The organism is Janthinobacterium sp. GW458P, assembly GCF_002127585.1.
Lineage (GTDB): Bacteria > Pseudomonadota > Gammaproteobacteria > Burkholderiales > Burkholderiaceae_D > Janthinobacterium.
This window is the reverse complement of sequence record NZ_NEGZ01000008.1, coordinates 26,317-48,234: the sequence shown is the minus strand read 5'-3', so window position 1 is coordinate 48,234 and position 21,918 is coordinate 26,317. Positions and strand designations below refer to the sequence as shown.

Sequence of the window (21,918 nt, the reverse complement as noted above, 5' to 3'; positions counted from 1 at the left end):
GGCCCCCTGCCCCTGCGGCAAGCGGCCTGTTTATTTTGAATGTATGGCGAGGAAGGACTGCAACAAGGTATTCACACGCTGCGCCTGGTCCAGGGGCGTGGCGTGGCGCGAGTTCGCGATGATTTCAAACTCGCAATGCTGAATCTGTGCGGCAAAGGCCCGCTTGCTGGCGACGGGCGTGTAATCCTGGTCGGCCGCCATGATGAGGACGGGCATGGCCAGGGCCTGGAAATGGATGTCGATATCCCAGTGAAAGATGGCGTCGAGGGCGGCCAGGTAGGCGCGCTTGTCCATGCCCGCCATCTGCGCGGCGAAACGCTCGACGAGCGCCTGCTGTGGCGGATCGGGAAACAGTTTCTTGCCGATAATCTTGCCCATGGGCCTCAAGCCCACGGTGGCGATCACCGTGCGCCGCAGCCAGTAGGCAAACAGCAGCGAGGCGGGCTTGCTGCCCTGGAACGGTTGCGAGTTGATCAGGCACAAACTGGCCACCCGGCCAGGGGCGCGGTTGGCCATTTCCAGGCCCACCATGCCGCCCAGGGAAAAACCGACGATGTGCGCGCGCGCCACGTCGAGCTGGTCCATCAGGTTGAAGAGGTCATTGGCGAAGTCGCCGATCTGCCAGTCGCAGCCTGGCGCGGGACTGGCGCCATGGCCGCGCAGGTCGGGCACGATCAGGCGATAGCTTGCGCCGAGGGCGTCGATCTGCGGGCGCCAGTCTGCGGCGCAGGAGCCGAGGCCGTGCAGCAAAAACACAGGATCTCCCTGCCCCTTGCCCAGGTCGAGGTAATGCAATGGAACATCGGATGTCGTGTGACGCCGCATTCTGTCTCCTTGCTGTTGAACATGCTTTGTGTTCAGGTGCAGGAATATGTTTTCCTGCTGTTGGAAAACATAATACGGAATCCGAATTCCGATTTCAAGTTAAATCGCTAAATATCTGAAGTCAGGTAATTTAAAGCAACACGCACCAGTTCATCCTCGAGCGCCACGCCCGACAAAAAGGATAGCGAGCCCGTCAAGGTATGCTGGTTCAGTATGCCCAGCAGCACGGGCGGCACGACCATCATGGCCTGCGTGGGGTTCGGGTGGCGGATGCTGGACGACTTGCTGGCCAGCACGGCGACCGTGCGCTGCGAGATCAGATGATTGATCTGGTGCACCCTGTCGCGGAATTGCGCATCCTGCGACGCGCGCGTGATCAGGGCGCGCAGCACGCCGCGCCGGCCCGTGTTGACGGCCACGAACATGGCCACCATGGCGCGGATGAACTCCTCCAGGCTGCGCCCTTCCCACTGGCGCAACTCCGTCAGGGTCTCGACCTTTTCCACCATGTCGGAAAAAAAACGCTGCAGCAGCAAGCGGCTCAGGGTGTCCTTGTCGCCCAATAAACGGTAAAACGTGCCGACCGAGGTTTCCGCCAGCCGGGCCAGGTCGGCCACGCCGATTTCATCGAAACGGTTTTCCGCCAGCAACTGTTCGCCCACCAGCAGCAGGCGCTCGAACGCCTGCTTGCTGCGCGCCTGGGTGGGCTCCGGTGGAACGATCATCTGCGGGAAGGGCATCGGGAAGGAAGGCATGCGGCGTCGGCGTCTCTCGATAGTGGAACCATGGTTCCGTTATGGGAGCACGTATTGTAACGCGGGAGACGGCCGATGGGGAGCGCCGCGTGGCGCCCTGGCGCGTGCTACCTGCCCTGCCACTCCATGTAGACGTCGGCGCGCTGGTAATGGGCGTCGCCGGCCGGCCGCGCCACGTGGGTAAAACCGCTGCTTTCATACAGGCCGATGGCGGGCCCCAGCTTGCTGTTCGACTCCAGGAACAGCAGCTTGGCGCCGCTCGCCTCGAAGGCGTCGAAGGCCCGTTCGATCAACCGGCGCGCGATGCCCAGCCCCTGGCATGCGGGCGTGACGGCCATCTTCGACAGCTCGATGCTGTTTCCGCCGGCGCGGATCAGGGCGCAGGTGCCGACGATCTTGCCGTCCAAACGCGCGAGGAAAATCTGCCCGCCGTCGTCGAGGATAGAGCGTTGCGGGTCGGACAGCACCTGGTCGTCGAGCGCCTCGACATAAAAGTATCGTTCCAGCCAGGCGATATTGAGGCGCTTGAAATCGGCCGCAAACGGCGGCGCATAGTCGATGATCTCCACGGCGGCCCGCTCGCGCTGGCGCCGGCAGGCGGCGATCATCTCGCCGAAGCCTTGCGCCTGCAGGCGCGCTTCGGCCCGGTCCAGGCTGGCCATCAGCTGCGGCGTGCCCTGTTCGAACACGGCGTCGACGGCGGCGCGCACGTCGTCCCACAGGGGCGCCATGTTGCGCAGCAAGGCTTGCCCCGCGTCGGACAGCGCCAGCAGGCGGCGCCGCTCATCCCTGGCGTCCGGCAGCTCCAGCACCACACCGGCATCGAGCAGCTTGCGCCCCAGCTGCACCACCACCGGATGCGTCTGCCCGATCTGCGCGGCCAGGGCCGTGATAGCCGTAGGGCCGTTGTCGCGCAGCAGCAATAACAAGGGGAAACAGCGCGACGTCAGCTCGACGCCGGCCGCCAGATAGCTGGTATCGACGCCCGCATACAGTTGATCGGAAAGACGGCGCAGGCGGCTGGCCAGCATCAGCGAGCCATAGGTTTGCAGGTTGGAAGACATGAGATCAGAATATATGTAAGTAGTTACGTATACCCTAACGTAAACGGGCTTTCGGCGTCAAGCGTGGGCGTTAGTTGGTCGTTCATTCATCCTCGTCATCGGCCAGCGCCGCCTGCAGCCTGGCCCGGAACACGGTCTCGACCACCTCCCCCAGTCCCGGCCACAGCTGCGTCAGCCAGCGCCTGCCATCCTCGCTTACCTCCACATACGGCGCGTCGCGCCTGGCGCAGTCCAGGCCGATTGCAATGACCTCGCCCGCATCCTCGAGGCCGCCGGCGATCATGGCGTCGATGGGGCATGCAATCAGCTCGGCGGTCAGATGCGGACGCAGCAGGCAGGCTGGGGCGATGATGGCGAACGATGCTTCCACATAACTCCAGCAATTGGTGGGCCAGTGGGCAGCTTTCACGTTTGCCAGGAAGACAGCGTCACTGATTGTTTCAGGATGGGCTTGCGCCCGCGCATAGAAGGCGGCGAGGGCGACGAGTTGGGGCGGGGAAGTCCAGGTGGGCATCGACGTGATCCAGGAAGGCCGCGCCAGGCTGGCGGCAAAGGCGGACTGTAGCATGTTCAACCGGCACGCTAAAACACGGCTGGCGCGGGCATAATAATCACCTTCGTCACTCTCGCCAGTCACACCGATGCCGACAGCCTTTGAACTCTGGAAAGCCGAATTATTAATTGTGGGTAACGTCGTCCAGGATGACGACACCGTCACGCCGCCCGAGGAAGCCCAGCGGCGTTTCCGGCGCTACTGCGCCATGCTCGATGCGCTGACGGGGAATGAAGGCGCGCACTACGCACTGGCCATTTTTCAGTCCGTGCAAGCCGAACACGATTACGGCGCCTACCAGACGGCCAGCCGCGCCGCCTGGCGCTTCGGCGAGACGGCGTATTGCGCCGCCCTGCTGCAGGAACTGCCGCGGCTGATCGCCACCTTGCCCGACTGGGCAGGCGACTTTCTCGTCGGCATCGCCAACGGCGCCGGCACGCCCCACGCTTCGGCGATTAATTGCTTTAACACCCTGCTGGCCGCCGCGCCGCTGACGCAGCAAGCACTGATCGCGGCGTTTATTGCCACGGAAGAAGACGATGGCTGGTTCGAGCATTGCCCGGGCGTGCTGGGCGCCGTTGCCGGCGAGCGCTACGCGGGCGTCATGCCTGGCCAGGATGGCGGCGCCAGTTACCAGCTGTTCCTGCTGCCCGGCGAGGCCGATGCCCTGCCCTGGCAAGCCGCGCTGGACTGGGCCGCGGCGCGCGGCGCCTGTTTGCCGACGCGCAGCGAACTGGCCTTGCTGCACGCCAACCTGGGCCACGCGTTTCCCGCTGCGTGGTACTGGTCGTCGGAAGCGGACGCCATCCTGCCCCGCATGGCCTGGAGCCACGATTTCGACAACGGCACCCAGTACAACTTTCGCAAGACCTACTCAGGCCGCGCCTGCGCCGTGCGCCGCGCCGAACTGCCGCCCTCGGCCGCCGCGCCCGTCCCCTTGCAGCAGGGCGAACGCTATGCCGGCCTGATCCTCGGCGGGGATGGCGCGCCCGACTACCACCTGGTGCTGCTGCCGGACGAGTGCGAGCTGGAGTACCAGTCCTGGCAAGCGGCATCCAACTGGGCCGCCAGCCTGGGCCACAGCCTGCCGGATCGGCGCGAGCAGACCTTGCTGTATGCGACCTTGAAAGACGCATTCCGCCCCAACTGGCACTGGTCGAGCGAACCGGGCGACAGCGAAGACGAAGCCTGGTGCAAGGATTTCGACACGGGCGTTGCCTACCAAAATGCGCACGCGCTTGACGGCTATGCGCGCTGCGTGCGCCGCGTGCTTGTATAGTGCGCGTTTGCCCAGGCGGGCACTGTTCCATGAAGGAAACCCATGCTGCTATCACTCGACGATCCCATCTGGCCCACCCTGGAAGGCGGCTACCGCGTGCCTTACGACGTGGCCGCGGCGCTCAAGGCCATGCAGGCGGGCGAGGATGTCTGGCATGAGCTGTGGGACGAGCTGCACCACCAGGGCGACGTGGGTGTCGCCTCGTATGCGGCCGTGCCCCAGCTCGTCCACATGCTGGGCGGCGCCTATGCGCGCGAGGAAGATTTCTATGCGCTCATCGCCCTGATCGAGCTGGAACGCCACCGCAAGCACAATCCGCCGCTGCCGGACTGGCTGGCCGCCAGCTACCAGGCGGCCTGGGCGCAGCTGCCCGCCATCGCCGCGCGCGACCTGCAGGGCCAGCTCGACCCCGTCATGCTCGAATCCGTGTTCGCCGTGCTGGCGCTTGCCAAGGGCCAACTGCGGCTGGGCGCGCTGCTGCTGCAGATGGACTCGTCCGAGGCGGATGAGTGGCTGGAAGAGCGTCTCGGCTGGAGCGCAGTCTACGGCGACGACGCCTAACGGCTAGAAGCGCTCGTCGCGCAGCGCCGGCATCACCAGCTCGCGCACGAAGGACACGTTCGACAGGCTCAGCAAGGCGCGCACGACGGTGACGACGTCATGCACGGGGATCAGCTCGCCCTCGCCCCGCGCGGCGGCGTCCGCCAGCGGCACGGCCAAGCCATCGTAGGTATTCAGATAGCCGAGCTGCAGCGCCGTCACGGCCAGTCCCTGTGCGCGGAAGCTTTCGCGCAAGGCGTCGGCGATGCCGTTCAGGGCGAACTTCGAGGCGCTGAACGCCACTTCCGGGCGGCCGCTCTGGCGCAAGCCGGAGGTGGAACCCGTCAATATCAGCAGCGGCTTGGAGCTGGCGAGCAGGCGCGGCACGAGGCGCTTGAGCAGCAATATCGTGGCCGTGATGTTGATATTGATCATGTCGACGATGGCCTCGTCCCCGTCGTCGAGGAAAGCGTAGTCATCGGTGAACGCCTTTTCTTCCCACACGCCCAGGTTGTAGATCAGCACGTCGAGGTCGGCCGGCGCCTCGCGCGCGATCTGCTCGACCGCCGCCATGGGTTCGGCCATGTCCGCCGCGATCCACTGCACGGCGGCGCTATCGCCCGCATCGGCGCCCGCGGGCCGCTGGCGCGACACGCCGACCAGCTCGTTTCCCTCGCTCAGCCCGTCGACGAGCGCGCGTCCCAGGCCCCGGCTGGCGCCCACGATCATGATTTTCATGCGATGTCCTTTCCAATGAAGTCAACGCTGATGATAGCGGCGTTGTATTAAGCGCAGCTGAGGCGGCTCCCCATACGCGCCGCATTTACTCACGCGGCGGAAATGCGTATGCTAGATCTGGCAATCTCCGATAACACACAAGAACGAGACACATGCCTACTTCCAACACCGCCGCCATCCACGCCGCAAGCCGTCCCCTCACCCAGCAAGACTACAAGACCCTGTCGCTGGCCGCCCTCGGCGGCGCGCTGGAATTCTACGATTTCATCATCTTCGTCTTCTTCGCCAACGCCATCGGCCAGTTGTTCTTCCCGCCGGAAATGCCGGACTGGCTGCGCTTGCTGCAAACCTTCGGCATCTTCGCCGCCGGCTACGTCGTGCGTCCGCTGGGCGGCATCGTCATGGCCCACTTCGGCGACTTGCTCGGCCGCAAGCGCATGTTCACATTGTCCATCCTGATGATGGCCGTGCCGACACTGCTGATCGGCCTGCTGCCCACCTACGCCAGCATCGGCCTGGCCGCCCCGCTGCTGCTGCTGCTGATGCGCATCTTCCAGGGCGCGGCCGTGGGCGGCGAAGTGCCGGGCGCCTGGGTGTTTGTCTCGGAACACGTGCCGAGCCGCTACACGGGCTTTGCCTGCGGCGTGCTGACGGCGGGCCTGACGGTGGGCATCCTGCTCGGTTCGCTCGTCGCGACGGGCCTCAACACCGTCTATACGCCGGGGGAAATCGCCGACGGCGCCTGGCGCTATCCATTCTTGCTGGGTGGTATCTTCGGCTTCGGCGCCATGTATCTGCGCCGCTGGCTGCATGAAACCCCCGTCTTTGCGGAAATGCAGCAGCGCAAGGCGCTGGCCACGGAAATGCCTTTGAAATCCGTGCTGCGCAGCCACCGTGGCGCCGTCGTCGTGTCGATGCTGCTGACGTGGATGCTGTCGGCCGGCATCGTCGTCGTCATCCTGATGACACCTGCCCTGCTGCAAAAAATCCACCACATCGCGCCGCGCACCACGCTGGTGGCCAATACCGTGGCGACCCTGTGCCTGGCCTTCGGCTGCATCATCGCCGGCATGCTGGCCGACCGCCTGGGCGGCAAGCGCGTGATCTTCACCGGCTCCGTGCTGCTGGCCATCAGTACCTATCTCTTCTACACCACCGTCGGCACCCGCCCCGACCTGCTGCTGCCTCTGTACGCGATGACGGGCCTGTTCGTCGGCGTCGTCGGCGCCGTACCCTACGTGCTGGTGCAGGCGTTTCCGGCCCAGGTGCGCTTCTCGGGACTGTCGTTTTCCTACAACTTGTCGTACGCCATTTTCGGCGGCCTGACGCCCGTGGTCGTGACCCTGATGTTGAAGAACAACGTGCTGGGCCCCGCCTATTATGTGATCGGCGTGTGCGTGATCGGCATGCTGACGGCGCTGTTCATCAAGGATCAGCGGCAGACGGTGGGACGCTAAGTAATCTTCAGGAAATTATTGTGAATTTATGACGAACAGAACTGGATGCTATGCAAGGCGCCCGCTGCGACGCAGTGCGAGCACTGCTAGCAGCGGGCAACGCCGCAGAGCGCCGGTTATGGAAGTCAGAAATCACAATAATTTATTGGGGGTTACTTAGACTCGGGCAGCGCGCGGGCTTGCCTCGCGCGCTGCAGCAGTTGCCCCGGTAAGCGATCAAGAAAATAACAATAAAAAGTCTTCAAGGGAGTTTGAAATCTTCCGCCAGTAATCATCGTCCCACAAGATGACAGAGGGCGCGCCCCGGGCGCCCCTGAAATCGAGACAGAATGGACTGCCGTCACCGGCCATGCCGAAACAAATGATTTCTGTAAAATCAACGATGTCCGGCATGGCTCCCGGGCCAGCACTGCCGCTTCCAGGCTCTCCATAGCAGCCATCGCCGACGAAATACGCCCCAAGCTGCGCTGTCCGGGCAGTCAATTCGACGGCATCCGTATAGATGTGAGCCAATTCCGTCTGCAGCACGCGACCGAAAGAATCAATCTCCTCCTTCAGCCTCAAATTGCAGAATCCTGCCGCATCCCGATATCTTGCCGCAAAAGCAATATACTCGACGGGTAAATCCATACCGTTAATCTGCATCGCTGACGTTACCTTTCACAAGCGGATCATGATATTAAAACAAATGTACCGCTACGCCACCTTCGGGTGGCTTTTTTTCGCCCCGATTTGTCGCGCTGCACCAAATTCTGAAAAGGCGTTTCACATCGCAAAATCTCAAGCAGCAAACTCAGCCATTAGTTCTCTCACTTTTTGAAAATTCATTTCACATCCTGAAAAATTATAATTAAGTCGTTGAAAAAAAACGATTAAATTTAAGTTATATGTCTTATATAAGACTTGAAGATCGGTGCGAATCGGCCTACTATTTAGTCATGCAGTTTGCTTCGACAAGACGTTGTGGCGCACTCGGCGATTTTCTCAAACATAGCTTTTCTTTTTAGGAGATTCACATGCCCCAATATCAAGACGACATCAAAGCTGTTGCCGGTTTGAAAGACCAACAAGGCAGCGCCTGGAACGCCATCAATCCCGAGTCCGCCGCCCGCATGCGCGCCCAGAACAAGTTCAAGACCGGCCTGGACATCGCCAAGTACACGGCGAAGATCATGCGCAACGACATGGCCGCCTACGATGCGGACCCATCCAAGTACACCCAGTCGCTCGGCTGCTGGCACGGTTTCATCGGTCAACAGAAGATGATCTCGATCAAGAAGCACTTCAACAGCACCGACCGCCGCTACCTCTACCTGTCCGGCTGGATGGTCGCCGCCCTGCGCTCCGAGTTCGGCCCGCTGCCGGACCAGTCCATGCATGAAAAAACTGCCGTCTCGGCACTGATCAAGGAACTGTATACTTTCCTGCGCCAGGCCGATGCCCGCGAACTGGGCGGCCTGTTCCGCCAGCTGGACGCAGCACAAGGTGCTGAGAAGCAAGCCATCCAGGCCAAGATCGACGGCCACGTCACCCACGTCGTGCCCATCATCGCCGACATCGACGCCGGTTTCGGCAATGCCGAAGCAACGTACCTGCTGGCGAAGCAGTTCATCGAAGCGGGCGCCTGCTGCATCCAGATCGAAAACCAGGTGTCCGATGAGAAACAATGCGGCCACCAGGACGGTAAAGTCACGGTGCCGCACGAAGACTTCCTGGCCAAGATCCGCGCCATCCGCTACGCCTTTCTGGAACTGGGCGTGGACGACGGCATCATCGTCGCCCGCACCGACTCGCTGGGCGCCGGCCTGACCAAACAGATCGCCGTCACGAATGAACCAGGCGACCTGGGCGACCAATACAATTCCTTCCTCGACTGCGAAGAAGTGTCGGCCGACGCGCTGGGCAATGGCGACGTCATCATCAAGCGCGAAGGCAAGCTGCTGCGTCCAAAACGCCTGCCGAGCAACCTGTTCCAGTTCCGCACCGGTTCCGGCGAAGAGCGTTGCGTGCTCGACTGCATCACCTCGCTGCAAAACGGCGCCGACCTGCTGTGGATCGAAACGGAAAAACCGCATATCGCGCAAATCGGCGGCATGGTCAGCGAAATCCGCAAGGTCATCCCGAACGCCAAGCTGGTGTACAACAACAGCCCGTCGTTCAACTGGACCCTGAACTTCCGCCAGCAAATCTTCGATGCGATGAAAGCGGCAGGCAAGGACGTGTCCGCCTACGACCGCGCCCAGCTGATGAGCGTGGAATACGACCAGACGGAACTGGCGGTCCAGGCCGACGAAAAGATCCGCACCTTCCAGGCCGACTCGGCCCGCGAAGCGGGCATCTTCCACCACCTGATCACCCTGCCTACTTACCACACGGCCGCCTTGTCGACCGACAACCTGGCCAAGGAATACTTCGGCGACCAGGGCATGCTGGGCTACGTGGCCGGCGTGCAGCGCAAGGAAATCCGCCAGGGCATCGCCTGCGTGAAACATCAAAACATGTCCGGCTCGGACATCGGCGACGACCACAAGGATTACTTCAGCGGCGAAGCGGCATTGAAAGCTGCCGGCAAAGACAACACCATGAACCAGTTCTGAGCTTTTGGCTTGACGGTAGAGTGACCAAGCCCGCTTCGGCGGGCTTTTTTGCGTCTGGGCCGCTGGCGGGCGGCAGTTGCGTAGGTCGGCATAGCGGAACGCGTAAGCCGACATGCACAGGCGCAGGTGCTGTTGGCAGAGGCCTGCTGTCGCGTGCGGCGCTCTGCTTGATCGAGGCCGAAGCCAAGGGAGGCGGTGCGCGGTGAGGTAAAGCGCGGAGCCCGGCAATACCGGCGATGCCAAAATGAATCAGCGGCAATCGATATCGATCTCGTTCTGCCCGGCCTTACGGCCTTTCCTGTAAGTGAACTCGCACAGGCTGACGCTGTCGTCCATCCTCCGCGACAGCGTGACTTCGCCATGCACGCCGTAGCTGCATTGCAGCCACTTGCCCTCTGGATAGCGGCCTTCCAGGCGGTAGCTGAGCGTCGTTTGCCCTTGCTTCGTGCGCTCCCCGCTGGGCACGAGCTGCCCCCTGCGCGCCGGCGCGCCGTCGATAGGCGCCGCGGCGCTCAGGTAGAGCGGGCTGCCGATATACGGCGTCCAGCCAGCCGGCACGGCGTTCAGGCTGATCGATGCCTCGGGCACGCTGTCCGGGCAAGCGTGGGCGGCGGGCATCGCAGCCTGCGCGAACACGGGGAATAGACAGCAGGCGATGCCGGTCAACCAACGTTGATGTTGCATGGATGCTCCCCTATTCGATGACGAAAAAGGCGTCGGCATTGTTGCTAGGATCGATATACAAGCCATTCTTGTAGCAGCCTTTGGAACGCAAGGTCCGCGACGTCACGAGAGGCGGGCGCTTGTCCTTCCACTGATCCATGACAAGGATGCCGTCCAGCGCCTGCCCCATGTACAGGGCCGCGTAATTGCCATGTTGCAAATTCGCATACTTGCCGTCGACGAAAGTGGCAATGGCCGTGCCCTTGCGCAGCAAACGGTTCCCCAGCACCGCCTCGCCCTGCTTCCAGGCCAATGTGGCCGGCGCGCCCGCGTAATGGCGGACCAGCGCCACGCATTGATGATTGCCGACCATGGTGGTTTTTTCCAGGTCGTCGACTTTGGTGTAGGTGTAGGACATGGGGCTCTCCTAGCTTTGTGGGAGAGGCTTACGATACATGCGGGAAACTGTGAGGGGGTTGAGATGGGATAAGGTTTGGGGGGGGGGCTTGGGATATTCGTGGTGATGAGCTGGGATGTTCCGCCAATGCCGATGCCGCTCAGAAATGGGAGAGGGGGATTCAAATCCTCAGTCAGGACCCATATATATCCTAGATTATGGCGATTTGAAATTTCAACATAACCCAAAACATACCCTTCCTGGCGATAGGCAGTAGCCGCTTAGGAAGCTTCTACTCTACTATTGAGCTATACCTGAGAATCCTGAATTTTACGCGGTTTTCACCGCTGCAGACAACTTTGTTGCATGATTTCGATGATCGAAAATAAGATTTCACCGAGGTTGACGACTGTCATCGTATCGTATTCTTGTAGTAGGCAGAAATTAGAAGCGCTCTCATCATCTATGCCCCTCGACATACGCCCAGTCCCGTCTAATCACAACAAAAATATTCTATTTTTCTGGTACATGAGAAGCTTCAGATCTTTGTTCCGGTAGCTTTTTTCCACCTTCTTGTTTCTTAGCGGGGGCAGATACAACATCCTTCTTTGCTTCGAGCGACTCAGATTTTTTTCCATTGACGAGGGCTCTTGCTCCACTCGCCTCTTCAACAGACGCTGTGCTGGCAGATGAAACCTTCGATACATCTATCCTATCAACAACTATAGCCTTTTCAGGAGCATGATTCCTTTGTAGTACCTTAGATGAAAAAATTCGATTGCAGATTCCAAAAGAACTTACAAACACTGCCAACATCACTAACCACCAACAGGTGTACCGTCGCATCTGCTTTGTCAGATAATCTCTATTAATAGTAACTACCGGATTAATACTTTCATCTATTTCAGCCTCCATTAAAATTTTTCCATAATTTATCTTCAGAATTTTAGCCAGGGCATTTGATGCCGTATCGAATCTTTTAATAACCTCTATTCTAGTGAAAATCAACCAAAATCCAGAAACAATGGATAGTATAACTACAATAGCAAGGTATGCATTCGAAAAGACGGTAGTTTCACCCGAGTCTTTCAATCCATTAATTACCACAACAGTCAGTATAAATGTCAAAATTATAAAAGCATTATTTTTAAAGGAATCAAGGACTTGATCAACCATAGCATAACTCTTAGAAGTTGACTCCATTATCAATTCACCCAACTTGCTTTTAACCTCCAAATAGCTTTGAATATTTCTTTTTAGATAAATTTGATAATTTGATTGAACAGCGTCCCATACTTTACTATCGAATCGTATACTTCCATCCTGATTCAAATGAATAGACAATACATTCCGAATAAGTCCAACCTTATCAGAATTATTACCCCCACTGTATGCCCAACAGTATATTTTGAAAAGTATTTTTTGGTGAGATGCTAATTGCAACAAAGGAACATCATCACAAATTATTGATTTGTAACCAGTTATTCGATAATTGAAAAGGTCGCGCTCGACTTTTGAATAATTAGAAATGAACGCCAAACATAAAACAGAGCATGCAGTAGAGAAAAAATTATTTATTGCACTGACTCTTGACTCTTTCAAAAAATGAAAATCATTCGGTATAAAATCGTTTTGTTTATTTGAAGTTGTAGAATTCTCCCGAAACAACTCCAATATCTCTTCTCGCTTCCATTCAACATTTACAAAAATACTACCATGCCCTAACACACTATAAAAACAGATGGTTTCTGAATGAAATGGCTCCATCGCGTGATAAACTTCAAACTCATGCTTATCAGAAAATATTGCAGAAAAAGTTTTCAGCACATCATTAAAATTCCCATTATTTAAGTATGCTGCAAACTCCTGCAAAAAATAAACTGAAGTTACGCCCCCGACATTACCCTTAGCAATACTTAATGATATATCAAAATCTATCAGTTCCGCGTATTCTGATACATTTTGAGTAAACTTCTCTATTGAAACTATCTGGCAGTCTGTAATTATTAAGTTATTTCCATTGGCGTCAATTATTAGTTCGAACGTATCGCGCGAAGATATTCCTTTAAGTGACTCCAACAACTCCAATGCAAATATTTGAATCGGCGTTTTTAAATTTCCTGAAATCTTAACCAGCTCCAAAGTCTCATGAAATTTTACATCTGGAAAAACCTCCACACGAAATATATCGAAAAGCATTTATGCCTCCCTCACTTTCAATTTAAACTTACTGAAACCTTCCGGTGAATCGATTACCACCAATTTTTGACCTGAAGCTGACTCCTCTGCCCATATTTTATTTTCCAAATCGTTTATTCCCTCATCGAATGATATATATATTTCCTTAGTTAGCTCGACTTTTTTCTTATTAAAAGAAACTTCACTAGGAACCAAATTGAACATTGTGTCGAACCTCTTCTTCTCGGGAAGATCGTTCAAATTTCGTATCAGGTTGGGCAATTTATCTACCAATAAAATATTGTCTGGCACATACTTCCCAAAAGTCGTCTCTATAAATACATCAAATTTCATTGTCCCATTTTGCTTAAAAGCAGCGATAGTCGCATTTCTCAAAATGGTATGATCTATAGGGAACTCCTTCTTTATTGAGTTTAATATTTTCACAACCTCTTGCGAGGCGATCCTTGTATTAAAGGAATCATCCCTCACTTCCTTAAGTTCTAAAAATTCACGCCACCAATATATAGCAGGTTTACTATTAGTATCAAAAACCAAAACAGAAGTTGGCACCTCTCCAACCCAAGTCACTTTGCACGCCTTATAAATTTTATTCTCGATAGACAACCCAATTTTTTTTCTAAAGTCGTCTTCGTCCAAAAAAGATTGGTGCTCAATTTTTACACCAAGATAGCAAAGTTTCCCCCCCTCCCGAAACAAGAACTGTAAAAAACTTCCTTTCTTTACATGCCCGCTACCCGACGCGCTCAAATGGCCATAATGCGCATCTGTTTGGATTTCCTTATCCAATAATCGCTCAGCGATCTTTTGCGAACATGGATTAATTGAAAGATTTTTGGTAACATTAAATGAAACAAGCGATGTAAAAAACTCTGTACTATCACGAGCGAATTCATATGAACGCCTCTGATCACGAATGTTAATTTCCTTTAATAAATCTTTCAAATAACCGCTCAAATCTGAATACTCATTAATTGTAGCCAAACTCGTACATGCCTGATTATCTAAATCTATATGATGTAAAACTGTACTCAAAATTTCATCTGTAACTACTGGTTCGCTATCTGCCATTATTTTCTCACTTTATGCTTAAAACATGTTGACGATCTCCTGAGCAACATCGCCAGGACAGCCAGGTGGATGAAAAGCAAAATGGTGCTGAACCATCGCTCACTACTTTTTACATTTAGAGCGCGAAAAATTGCCACCTCCCACTCTACGAAGAGTGATAACATTTGTCGATGGAAAAATGTGTACAACAACAGAATAGTACACCGCGAAGCAAAGATGAAATGGATAGAATACGCTGTGGCAGCGTACAAAAAATCGTTTTAACGTTGCCAGAGCAATTTTATATCGGCTAGGTGCGTCGATGCACTAATATCATTAATTTCGTAATAGCGGTGCTTCTAGTCGATTTTAAGCAGTAGTTCGCCATTTGGACGATGCGTACACCCCACAGTGGCAAGAGTTTTCCACGTTACATTTGGATAGTATTGCTGAAATCGTGTAAATTGCGATCGGGAACCACACAGCATAGAAATTCGATCCAATTTACCAAGGCCCGCCAGCACCGCCAGGGTCAGGTCCGCCATTCGGACACGGGCTCAGGCATAGGGCCGTAGATGCCCGAATTTACTTGACCATCGCGCAATGCACAATGCAAGGAGTGCATGGCGTCGACATCTGATGCGATAAAGTGCACTCGTTCCAGTTCTTTCCCGTAGTCTATTCCACGCGCCATCTCTGCCATGCGCGCGGAATCAGATCCGCCATTTGGGGACGGATTGGTGCAGTGGTTGGAGTAGAAGACCTTAGGTCTTTGTCGGTAGCATCGCGTTCCGAGGACGTGTGTTCGTTGCTCTAATTAACTGGGCTTCTGCAGTGCTCAATGCATCAGCCCGTGTCCAAATGGCGGACCTGACCCCGGCCCATTCGGCGGTGGCTACGACTTATGACAATAAGCGACGGTCGATTATAAAAGCGGTGGCGATCTAGTGGCTGGCGCAAACATGAGCCAGTAGCCCCCCTACAACTTTCCATATCAACAGAAAGATACTCACCAACACAAATCATCAACAATGATTCATTTTATGATAAGTTGTTGCTTTGCATTTTGGTTCAAAAAATGACACAGCACGAATATTCCGTCTTAGGTGGCCACAACAGGGCGAAGATCGGCCATGCTATTGGCGTACTCGCCTCAATAATTGCGTCAGGGCTGGCAACTGGGTACATTGCTCTCGTCCAGCTATTTGCTACCCTCGGCTGGCTCACGAACGTCCCCCGAATTGTGTTGTGGCCTGTGGGCGCTGGAGCCGTGTACGCCGGCCTGTACTGGTTTTTCGAAAAACACGTATGGAAGGTTCGCTGGATATCGAAACTTCTCCGTGTGCCTGACTTAGCTGGCGACTGGGAATGCGCCGGGGTCAGCTTGAATCCAGATAAGTCCGTAAAGGTACAGTGGCGCGCAGACGTGAAAATCGTACAAAGTTGGGACAAGATCAAAGTACACCTGAGCGGCGCCAGCTCCAAATCGAACAGTATTTCAGCTGCACTTCTTCACGATGAAGCCGAAGGCTACAGACTTATGTATAGCTACGCAAGCTCGCCAAACGCAGACTCCGCCCATTCCAACTCGCATCGCGGTCATGCCGAATTGGTTTTCGACCCAAGCCTCGAATTCGCTCGCGGCGAGTACTTCAACGGCGTGAACTCTGCCACATTCGGGACCATGAAACTGACGAGAAAAAGATGAGTAAAAACGCAAAAACAAGACTTAACAATCTGGCCCTCAGGCGGACTGGTTTCAAAAGATCAAGTCCTCTCGAGATGGGCATGGATTCGCTGAACGAAGCGTCCTGGGCCCCTCCCGAAGAAAGCTATCAACGGCGTACAACCCAAGAAAATACCAAGTACTCACTAGGGGCCATGCAGGAGGTAGGCCCAAAATACACCCAAGTTAGCCTTGCTGAAGCTAACCGAGTACAGGGACAGTTGCAAACGGGGTTTGACGCGATCAACATCTCCGTCGCGTTCAAAATCCAAGGATCAGTCGCCGCAAATCTCCACATCAAAGGCAGCAGCGACGTAGATATGCTATTGCTAGATGACCGATTCTATACGTACGACATAACCGGAAGCAAAGCGCAATCCGGCGGCTATGACTCGCCTTACATAAAGGGAGCAACAGAGAGCCTACAAGAAATACGAACTGAGGCAATCAAAATTTTGCGCAGCAAGTATCTGACCGTAACAGTGAACGATGGTCCAAAAGCAATCGGCCTCTCAGGTGGGTCGCTTCGCCGCGATATTGATGTAGTGCCATCGCACTGGCACGATACAGCTGAATATCAACAACGGCACCAAGATTATTACCGTGGGGTTTACATCCTTGATAACGATAAACCTGATCGTTTGCTGAACATGCCTTTTTTACATATTCAGCGTATTGATGAGAAAGATCAACTGGCTAGTGGCTCGCTCCGCAAATCCATCCGTCTCTGCAAGAACGTGAAAGAAGACTTTAATGATGAGGGCGGCAACATTCAGCTTTCCAGTTACGATATAGCAGCGACCATGTGGCATTCCAACTTGCATATCCTAAAATACTCTGTTTATCAGGAATTGGCGATTCTTGGCGAAACTGCTAGGCATTTACAATTTTTGCAAAAAAATCAACCCTATGCTCAGACGTTAGTGGTACCTGATGGAACCAGAAAAATATTTGATCGCCCCGAGAAATTGGAATCTTTAGCAACACTCAGTCACGAAATCACTGATTTGGCTATTGAAGTCGCAATTGAACAAGGTGGAGGAGGTGGTTGGGATGAAGTTGAAAGAGCTCTTCGCAACTCGTGGGTTTAGAGCATGGAGTGCTGCATCCTCCGGCCCCGCAGCGGCTATCCGGTCTGGTTTTCCCGAAGTGACAAAGAGACCTTCATCATAGTTTTAACCGACTTCGCAGGCCGAGAGCGGCACTGTGGAAATTTAAAAGTTAGCGAAGTGAATTCATGAAATACATTACTATCGACGGCGACGATGTGGGGCAAAAAATTGCCTCTGCATATTTGCACAATGACTTACTACATCTTATAAACATAAACGAAGTTGTAAAACAAAAGACAGACTTGATTGCTGAACATTTAAGGTCAATAAACTTCGTTATCATATTCTGTGCCGCTGATGGAGTAGCAGCATACTCGGCAGATGATAATATTGAATGGGAAAATATATTCTTGGCCATTAAAACGATTGCTTCAAGTGAAATGAGTTTTTCAGCAGGGTGCGGTAGCAGTCTGAGAGAAGCCTATGTTGCGCTGCTTTCCGCGAAAGCGAGCGGCAAAGGATGCATTCACATTTACGACAATATAGATAACTATGTTTCGAATAATTAATTTTAAAATACTAATTCGATCAATTGCCATAATAACTACAATATTAAGCATCCTAATTTATGAAGTAGTACATCGCTACTGGGATAACGACATTCCACTTATCAGAGTCATTAGTATCGCACCATTAGTCAGCCTACTGATTATCCTGGTTCTGTCCTCAGGTATTTCATCTCGTGCTGTCTGGTGGGGTGTACGGAAGATAGATAAGTCGCTTTTCCCGGACCTAAACGGTACTTGGGAGGGGGAAATCCTCATTGGAGAAGGCAGACCACTCCTTCCTGCCCGGGCGCGCATCCGACAAACTCTTTTTCAGACTTGGATTGACATTCACACTGAAACGTCCAAGTCACAGACACTTGAATCTACGCCAGCGGTCGAGGGAGGACAATGCAAACTGTACTATAGTTATCGCGCTAATCCTAAAAACCCCGATTGGCACTCCTATTACGGAACAACCATCTTTGATGTACGTCATGTGACGATTGGCTCTGAAGTTATTCTGGAATTGTCCGGGCAATATTTTACGGATCGTAAATCCAATGGACGTGTGCGTTTTCGCCAGATCAACAAAGATGTGCATGAGGACGTTTCATATTATTGAACGCCACAGCTTGTGCGATTTGACCGCCTCACCGCCCACGTCTAACGGTCAGATCTAGCCTCTCAAATTTCATGATTAATACCAATGACGCAGATCAGTGAGCCGCAAAAATAAAGAGATTGCTCAGTACAGCTAAAGCACTTTTGACGCAGCAAGTTGGGCATTTATAGCGGCAGCAGAGGTCGCCCCCGCAGGGCGGGTACCGTTGAGCACCGCAGGTGCGAATAACGGTAGTGAAGTTAGCTAACCGCAGGTTAGCTAACTTCACCTATCCTGCCCCGCTTCGCGCAGCGACTAAACCACAAAAATCGTCGGACACAACTTCGACCAAACCATTTTTTTACAGGTACGAAAGCAAATTTAGCAGGAATGTATGCCGAAACTAGCACGGTAGTTCCGCCCTGTGCAGCGACTGAAACCCTTTAATCACCGGGTAATACCTCGGTCGAACCATTTTTTTGCAGGTACGAGAGCAGATTTAGCAGGAATGTATGCCGAAAGTAGCACGGTTGATCAGCGGCAATAGGCAGCGTCCAAGCGGGAACATTTGACATGCATCTGGGCCGACCTTGATCAATGTCAGCAACAAATTTTCATAGTCTGCTGTACGAGTACTACACGGCAATAGCGCGCGTCTCCTCCGATGGCCGCGCCTTTCCGCGTGGACAGAAAGAACTCCCCCCAGGAGGCGGTTAAAACTATTGCTGGCAGGTATTGACGGCGTGAGATGCCAGAAGTCGCATGCACATGTGGCGGCGATACAGCAACAGGACCAATGAAATCGGGGCCGCGCCAATGCATCTATCGCATGAAGAATGCGCTGTCGATTGCCCAATTTTTAGCTGCTAAAGCTTCCACGAACCCGCTCCTGTGTCCAGCCTTGATCTCACACAAAGTGCGCGGCAGGCTTGATCCAAGTGGAATGGCAGGCCAATTCTTGTTGCACCAGCTATTACGGCATTCGATACTGGACGCGTGTTTTCGGAATAATGATTGCGAGCGCGTCTAGACGAAGGACGAATCGGTGGCAGGGCAAGGCCTGCGGCATATGCCATTCGCCCCGGTGCTGCCGCTGGCATTTTTGATTCACGAAGGGGGACGCCATGAAAGCAGCGACAGCCGAATACCTGAAAGAGCGCCGCGTTGAACCTCGCATGGGCGAAGAGCGCTTCATCCGCCTGGGCGAGGTGCTGGCAACCTGCGGCAAGTCGCGCAGCAGCGTTTATGCGGGCATCAAGGAAGGCACCTTCCCTCCCCCTGTCAAGCTGCAGGGACGCTCCTCCGCCTGGCTCAGGAGCGAGGTGCTACGCTGGATGCAAGCGTGTATCGAGGCCAGCAGACCTGCAGACACGGTATGCTCAATAATCGACAATTCATCAAGCACCAGGCCAATCGGCAACAAAGGTGCCTGAGCCAAATGAAGCGGGAGATACCGGCGGCATAGAGACGCTCACCTCCGCCGCTGCGCCACCCTGGCATCCCTCATGGCCTCGATCAAGTCATCTTCATCCATGCCCAATTCAAGGCAGCCGAAGATGATATCGGCACAGTAGTCATACAGCACGTCAATCACCTCGGCGGCGCGCTCTTGCTGGATTTTCTCCAGCAAGGCCAGCATGTCGCTGCGCACTATTTCATCGGTGGAAACGCGGCTCAGTGCCGGGAAGGCCAGCAGCCGCATCCGTTCCACCGCCTGCATGCCGACATGGCTTGCGCGACGCTCCACTTTTCCGGCCTTTATGGCAGGCGGGAGCGGACGGCTTCGCCAAAGCCGCTTTGGTAGGCGCATGTGCGCGGCATTGAATTCCGTGCGCGGGTCTTGGCCCTCGTCGAGCATCTTCCGGGCAACTAAGCAGCGACTTCGCGCTAGCTCCAGCGAAACTTCCGGGTAGTGGCCGAAGGTCAACCTGTCTTCCTTCCGATTTGGCTGACGAAATTTCATCCGCCATACCTTGGTTCCGGTCGGCATGACCTCAATATACAGCCCAAGGCCATCGAACAACTTGCGAGACTTCTTTTGCGGCTCCGCCTGTGCCACCTGTTGTTCGGTAAGGAGTACAATTGCTTTTGCCATGACCATCTCCTTTAACGATGCGGCGCTGGCCACACCAGTTCCAGCGATCCATGATGGCCTGGCTGCGGCGTATCGCCGCGCTCCACGGCCTCCAGGTAATCAGCCCACTCCTGCATCATCTTGCGGCGCTCTGCCAGGAACTGGGCGCGGTCGTAGGCGCTGGCCACCTTGTCCTTGGGCGCGTGCGCCAGCTGGCGGTCCACCACTTCATGGCGGTAGCCCAGGCGCTCCTTGATGGTGCTCATGGCAAGCGCCCGGAAGCCGTGGCCCGTCATGCGGCCCTTGTAGCCCATGCGGGCCAGCGCCACCAGCAGCGTGTTGTTGCTCAGAGGCTTATCGTGGTCGCGCTGGTTTGGAAACAGATAAATCCCATGGCCCGTAATCGTGTGCAGCTGGCGCAGCAAGGCCAGCGCCTGGCGCGAAAGACAAACGTGGTGATTGGTCGTATCCGGATTGACGGTCAGCTTGCCGCGCTTCATGCGCTGCCAGGGGATGATCCACTCGCCCTTCTCCAGATCGACTTCGCTCCATGGCGTTTCTATCAGTTCGCTGGTGCGCACGAAAACCAGCAGCATCAGGCGCAGCGCGATGCGCGTCGGCTCGAACATGCGCGCCTCGTTGCGCGCCAGCGCGTCCAGGAAGGCAGGCAATTCATCGGCATCGATGGCGGCATAGTGCGAGGCGCGCTTGGTCTTCAGGACGTCCTTCATGTCCACCACCAGGTTACGCTCGGCCAGGCCGCACTGGATGGCGTAGCTGAATATCTGCGAGCAAACGGCCTTCAGGCGATGCGCAATCTCGGTCGCGCCGCGCTCTTCGATCTTGCGCAGCGTGGCAATCAGTTCGCGGTGCTTGATTTCCGCTATCGGTCTGCTGCCAATCTTTGGAAAGATATCGGCCTCCAGGCGCTGCAGCATGTTCTTGGAAGTGCGCTCGCTCCAGGTTGGCACCTTGTTTTCGTACCACTCGCGGGCCACCTTCTCGAAGGTATTGGCGGCTTTTTCGGCGGCGAGCCGCCTGGCGTCGTCGCGATGCTTGGCAGGGTCGATACCCTGCAGCTGCAAGCGGCGCGCCTCCAGGCGCTTTTCTCGCGCATCCTGCATTGAAATTTCCGGATACGGGCCAAACGTCAGCGCGTTTTCCTTGCCGTCTGCATGACGGAATCTCCAGCGCCAGATCCGCGATCCGCTGGGCATCACTTCAACGTACAGGCCGCCGCCGTCGAACATCTTGTACGGCTTGGACCGGGGCTTGGCGTTCTTGACCTGGAGTTCGGTAAGGGGTGGGATGAGCTTGGGCATCATGGTCTCCTCTGCGTAAGCGTCAGAAACCACTATAGGCGACTAACCAGGGAATGGTCTCCAGTGTGAACTAGGCATTGATCCCAAACAAACACTCAAAAAATTTGGCTGCAGCTGGACAGTGCCGGACGCCAGAATACAAAAAAACCGCTTTAGCACGGGCTAAAACGGTTTTTTGTGGACGTTCTTGGACTTCCTTGAACTGGCCAATTTGTATCTGTGGCGGAGAGAGGGGGATTCGAACCCCCGATAGGCTATGAACCTATACACGCTTTCCAGGCGTGCGACTTCAACCACTCATCCACCTCTCCTGCAGGCAATGCGCCTTACTTGCACACACTGCGTACTATTTCTCGCTTGTCGCGAAGCCGCAGATTATAGCAAAGATTCTACGGACTGCCAAAGTTATTTACCGTGGGGTAAAACATTCAGGCATCGAAAGCAAACCCGCAAGGACTGGGGTCGGCCCCTGAGTGAG

General features: G+C 55.1%; 21 protein-coding genes and 1 tRNA gene. 9 read left to right on the top strand and 13 right to left on the bottom strand.

The features are described from left to right. Positions 1–30 precede the first annotated feature (30 nt). From CBW50_RS07870 to CBW50_RS07855, 4 genes are all read right to left on the bottom strand, one after another. Positions 31–825, bottom strand: coding sequence for an alpha/beta hydrolase (locus CBW50_RS07870; protein ID WP_086145013.1), 795 nt, complete (start codon positions 823–825; stop codon positions 31–33). 107 nt (positions 826–932) lie between these two features. Further along, a complete protein-coding gene (locus CBW50_RS07865) occupies positions 933–1,580 on the bottom strand; it encodes a TetR/AcrR family transcriptional regulator (protein WP_216356324.1) in 648 nt (215 codons plus the stop codon). Positions 1,581–1,687: 107 nt separating this feature from the next. Then, complete coding sequence (locus CBW50_RS07860) at positions 1,688–2,644, bottom strand: bifunctional helix-turn-helix transcriptional regulator/GNAT family N-acetyltransferase (protein ID WP_086145012.1); 957 nt, start codon at positions 2,642–2,644, stop codon at positions 1,688–1,690. Positions 2,645–2,726: 82 nt separating this feature from the next. Then, positions 2,727–3,212, bottom strand: coding sequence for a hypothetical protein (locus tag CBW50_RS07855; protein WP_086145011.1), 486 nt, complete (start codon positions 3,210–3,212; stop codon positions 2,727–2,729). A gap of 115 nt (positions 3,213–3,327) precedes the next feature. On the opposite strand from CBW50_RS07855, the gene CBW50_RS07850 reads away from it, so the two are divergent. After that, complete coding sequence (locus CBW50_RS07850) at positions 3,328–4,476, top strand: DUF1566 domain-containing protein (protein WP_086145010.1); 1,149 nt, start codon at positions 3,328–3,330, stop codon at positions 4,474–4,476. 42 nt (positions 4,477–4,518) lie between these two features. Beyond that, complete coding sequence (locus tag CBW50_RS07845) at positions 4,519–5,037, top strand: hypothetical protein (protein ID WP_086145009.1); 519 nt, start codon at positions 4,519–4,521, stop codon at positions 5,035–5,037. A 3-nt stretch (positions 5,038–5,040) separates the two neighbouring features. On the opposite strand, the gene CBW50_RS07840 is transcribed toward CBW50_RS07845, so the two are convergent. Beyond that, the gene (locus CBW50_RS07840) at positions 5,041–5,754 is read right to left on the bottom strand and encodes an SDR family oxidoreductase (RefSeq protein WP_086145008.1); all 714 of its coding nucleotides are present in this window, start codon (positions 5,752–5,754) and stop codon (positions 5,041–5,043) included. A 152-nt stretch (positions 5,755–5,906) separates the two neighbouring features. Between CBW50_RS07840 and CBW50_RS07835 the strand changes: the two genes are divergently transcribed. After that, positions 5,907–7,211: an MFS transporter gene (locus tag CBW50_RS07835; protein WP_086145007.1), complete on the top strand. Its 1,305-nt coding sequence runs from the start codon at positions 5,907–5,909 to the stop codon at positions 7,209–7,211. Between the two features lie 216 nt (positions 7,212–7,427). Here the strand turns inward: CBW50_RS07835 and CBW50_RS07830 are convergent, their stop codons facing one another. Continuing rightward, on the bottom strand, positions 7,428–7,841 hold the full coding sequence (locus tag CBW50_RS07830) for an SMI1/KNR4 family protein (protein ID WP_157792375.1): 414 nt from the start codon (positions 7,839–7,841) through the stop codon (positions 7,428–7,430). 386 nt (positions 7,842–8,227) lie between these two features. On the opposite strand from CBW50_RS07830, the gene CBW50_RS07825 reads away from it, so the two are divergent. Next, the gene (locus CBW50_RS07825) at positions 8,228–9,808 is read left to right on the top strand and encodes an isocitrate lyase (protein ID WP_086145005.1); all 1,581 of its coding nucleotides are present in this window, start codon (positions 8,228–8,230) and stop codon (positions 9,806–9,808) included. A gap of 249 nt (positions 9,809–10,057) precedes the next feature. Here the strand turns inward: CBW50_RS07825 and CBW50_RS07820 are convergent, their stop codons facing one another. The 4 genes from CBW50_RS07820 to CBW50_RS07810 form a co-directional block, all read right to left on the bottom strand. Then, entirely contained in the window at positions 10,058–10,492 is a 435-nt protein-coding gene (locus tag CBW50_RS07820) for an STY0301 family protein (protein WP_139842440.1), read from the bottom strand. 10 nt (positions 10,493–10,502) lie between these two features. Continuing rightward, complete coding sequence (locus CBW50_RS07815) at positions 10,503–10,889, bottom strand: BPSL0067 family protein (protein ID WP_086145003.1); 387 nt, start codon at positions 10,887–10,889, stop codon at positions 10,503–10,505. Between the two features lie 492 nt (positions 10,890–11,381). Beyond that, entirely contained in the window at positions 11,382–13,067 is a 1,686-nt protein-coding gene (locus CBW50_RS28725; protein WP_139842439.1) for a hypothetical protein, read from the bottom strand. Continuing rightward, positions 13,068–14,138, bottom strand: a complete 1,071-nt coding sequence (locus tag CBW50_RS07810; protein ID WP_086145002.1) for a nucleoid-associated protein — start codon at positions 14,136–14,138, stop codon at positions 13,068–13,070. It abuts the gene before it with no gap. Positions 14,139–15,195: 1,057 nt separating this feature from the next. Between CBW50_RS07810 and CBW50_RS07805 the strand changes: the two genes are divergently transcribed. From CBW50_RS07805 to CBW50_RS07785, 5 genes are all read left to right on the top strand, one after another. Continuing rightward, positions 15,196–15,825, top strand: a complete 630-nt coding sequence (locus CBW50_RS07805; protein WP_086145079.1) for a hypothetical protein — start codon at positions 15,196–15,198, stop codon at positions 15,823–15,825. Further along, positions 15,822–16,934: a hypothetical protein gene (locus CBW50_RS07800; RefSeq protein WP_172404708.1), complete on the top strand. Its 1,113-nt coding sequence runs from the start codon at positions 15,822–15,824 to the stop codon at positions 16,932–16,934. Before CBW50_RS07805 ends, CBW50_RS07800 begins: the two co-directional genes overlap by 4 nt. Before the next feature lie 146 nt (positions 16,935–17,080). After that, positions 17,081–17,464 carry a mCpol domain-containing protein gene (locus tag CBW50_RS07795; RefSeq protein ID WP_086145000.1) on the top strand — a complete coding sequence of 128 codons (384 nt, stop codon included), beginning with the start codon at positions 17,081–17,083 and terminating at the stop codon, positions 17,462–17,464. After that, positions 17,448–18,065, top strand: a complete 618-nt coding sequence (locus CBW50_RS30310; protein ID WP_086144999.1) for a hypothetical protein — start codon at positions 17,448–17,450, stop codon at positions 18,063–18,065. The genes CBW50_RS07795 and CBW50_RS30310 overlap by 17 nt, the downstream gene beginning before the upstream one ends. Before the next feature lie 1,103 nt (positions 18,066–19,168). Further along, entirely contained in the window at positions 19,169–19,477 is a 309-nt protein-coding gene (locus tag CBW50_RS07785) for an AlpA family transcriptional regulator (protein ID WP_086144998.1), read from the top strand. Between the two features lie 38 nt (positions 19,478–19,515). Here the strand turns inward: CBW50_RS07785 and CBW50_RS07780 are convergent, their stop codons facing one another. The 3 genes from CBW50_RS07780 to CBW50_RS07770 form a co-directional block, all read right to left on the bottom strand. Next, a complete protein-coding gene (locus tag CBW50_RS07780; RefSeq protein ID WP_172404707.1) occupies positions 19,516–20,139 on the bottom strand; it encodes a DUF4102 domain-containing protein in 624 nt (207 codons plus the stop codon). An 11-nt stretch (positions 20,140–20,150) separates the two neighbouring features. Next, a complete protein-coding gene (locus CBW50_RS07775; protein ID WP_226936068.1) occupies positions 20,151–21,443 on the bottom strand; it encodes an integrase arm-type DNA-binding domain-containing protein in 1,293 nt (430 codons plus the stop codon). 217 nt (positions 21,444–21,660) lie between these two features. Further along, positions 21,661–21,751: transfer RNA gene (locus CBW50_RS07770), tRNA-Ser, on the bottom strand. Positions 21,752–21,918 lie beyond the last annotated feature (167 nt).

What these genes read in the sequence shown, in the direction of transcription:
- CBW50_RS07870 (WP_086145013.1), bottom strand. Translation starts at nt 825, where the DNA reads ATGCGGCGTCACACGACATCCGATGTTCCATTGCATTACCTCGACCTG.
- CBW50_RS07865 (WP_216356324.1), bottom strand. Translation starts at nt 1,580, where the DNA reads ATGCCTTCCTTCCCGATGCCCTTCCCGCAGATGATCGTTCCACCGGAG.
- CBW50_RS07860 (WP_086145012.1), bottom strand. Translation starts at nt 2,644, where the DNA reads ATGTCTTCCAACCTGCAAACCTATGGCTCGCTGATGCTGGCCAGCCGC.
- CBW50_RS07855 (WP_086145011.1), bottom strand. Translation starts at nt 3,212, where the DNA reads ATGCTACAGTCCGCCTTTGCCGCCAGCCTGGCGCGGCCTTCCTGGATC.
- CBW50_RS07845 (WP_086145009.1), top strand. Translation starts at nt 4,519, where the DNA reads ATGCTGCTATCACTCGACGATCCCATCTGGCCCACCCTGGAAGGCGGC.
- CBW50_RS07840 (WP_086145008.1), bottom strand. Translation starts at nt 5,754, where the DNA reads ATGAAAATCATGATCGTGGGCGCCAGCCGGGGCCTGGGACGCGCGCTC.
- CBW50_RS07835 (WP_086145007.1), top strand. Translation starts at nt 5,907, where the DNA reads ATGCCTACTTCCAACACCGCCGCCATCCACGCCGCAAGCCGTCCCCTC.
- CBW50_RS07830 (WP_157792375.1), bottom strand. Translation starts at nt 7,841, where the DNA reads ATGGATTTACCCGTCGAGTATATTGCTTTTGCGGCAAGATATCGGGAT.
- CBW50_RS07825 (WP_086145005.1), top strand. Translation starts at nt 8,228, where the DNA reads ATGCCCCAATATCAAGACGACATCAAAGCTGTTGCCGGTTTGAAAGAC.
- CBW50_RS07820 (WP_139842440.1), bottom strand. Translation starts at nt 10,492, where the DNA reads ATGCAACATCAACGTTGGTTGACCGGCATCGCCTGCTGTCTATTCCCC.
- CBW50_RS07815 (WP_086145003.1), bottom strand. Translation starts at nt 10,889, where the DNA reads ATGTCCTACACCTACACCAAAGTCGACGACCTGGAAAAAACCACCATG.
- CBW50_RS28725 (WP_139842439.1), bottom strand. Translation starts at nt 13,067, where the DNA reads ATGCTTTTCGATATATTTCGTGTGGAGGTTTTTCCAGATGTAAAATTT.
- CBW50_RS07810 (WP_086145002.1), bottom strand. Translation starts at nt 14,138, where the DNA reads ATGGCAGATAGCGAACCAGTAGTTACAGATGAAATTTTGAGTACAGTT.
- CBW50_RS07805 (WP_086145079.1), top strand. Translation starts at nt 15,196, where the DNA reads ATGACACAGCACGAATATTCCGTCTTAGGTGGCCACAACAGGGCGAAG.
- CBW50_RS07800 (WP_172404708.1), top strand. Translation starts at nt 15,822, where the DNA reads ATGAGTAAAAACGCAAAAACAAGACTTAACAATCTGGCCCTCAGGCGG.
- CBW50_RS07795 (WP_086145000.1), top strand. Translation starts at nt 17,081, where the DNA reads ATGAAATACATTACTATCGACGGCGACGATGTGGGGCAAAAAATTGCC.
- CBW50_RS30310 (WP_086144999.1), top strand. Translation starts at nt 17,448, where the DNA reads ATGTTTCGAATAATTAATTTTAAAATACTAATTCGATCAATTGCCATA.
- CBW50_RS07785 (WP_086144998.1), top strand. Translation starts at nt 19,169, where the DNA reads ATGAAAGCAGCGACAGCCGAATACCTGAAAGAGCGCCGCGTTGAACCT.
- CBW50_RS07780 (WP_172404707.1), bottom strand. Translation starts at nt 20,139, where the DNA reads ATGGCAAAAGCAATTGTACTCCTTACCGAACAACAGGTGGCACAGGCG.
- CBW50_RS07775 (WP_226936068.1), bottom strand. Translation starts at nt 21,443, where the DNA reads ATGATGCCCAAGCTCATCCCACCCCTTACCGAACTCCAGGTCAAGAAC.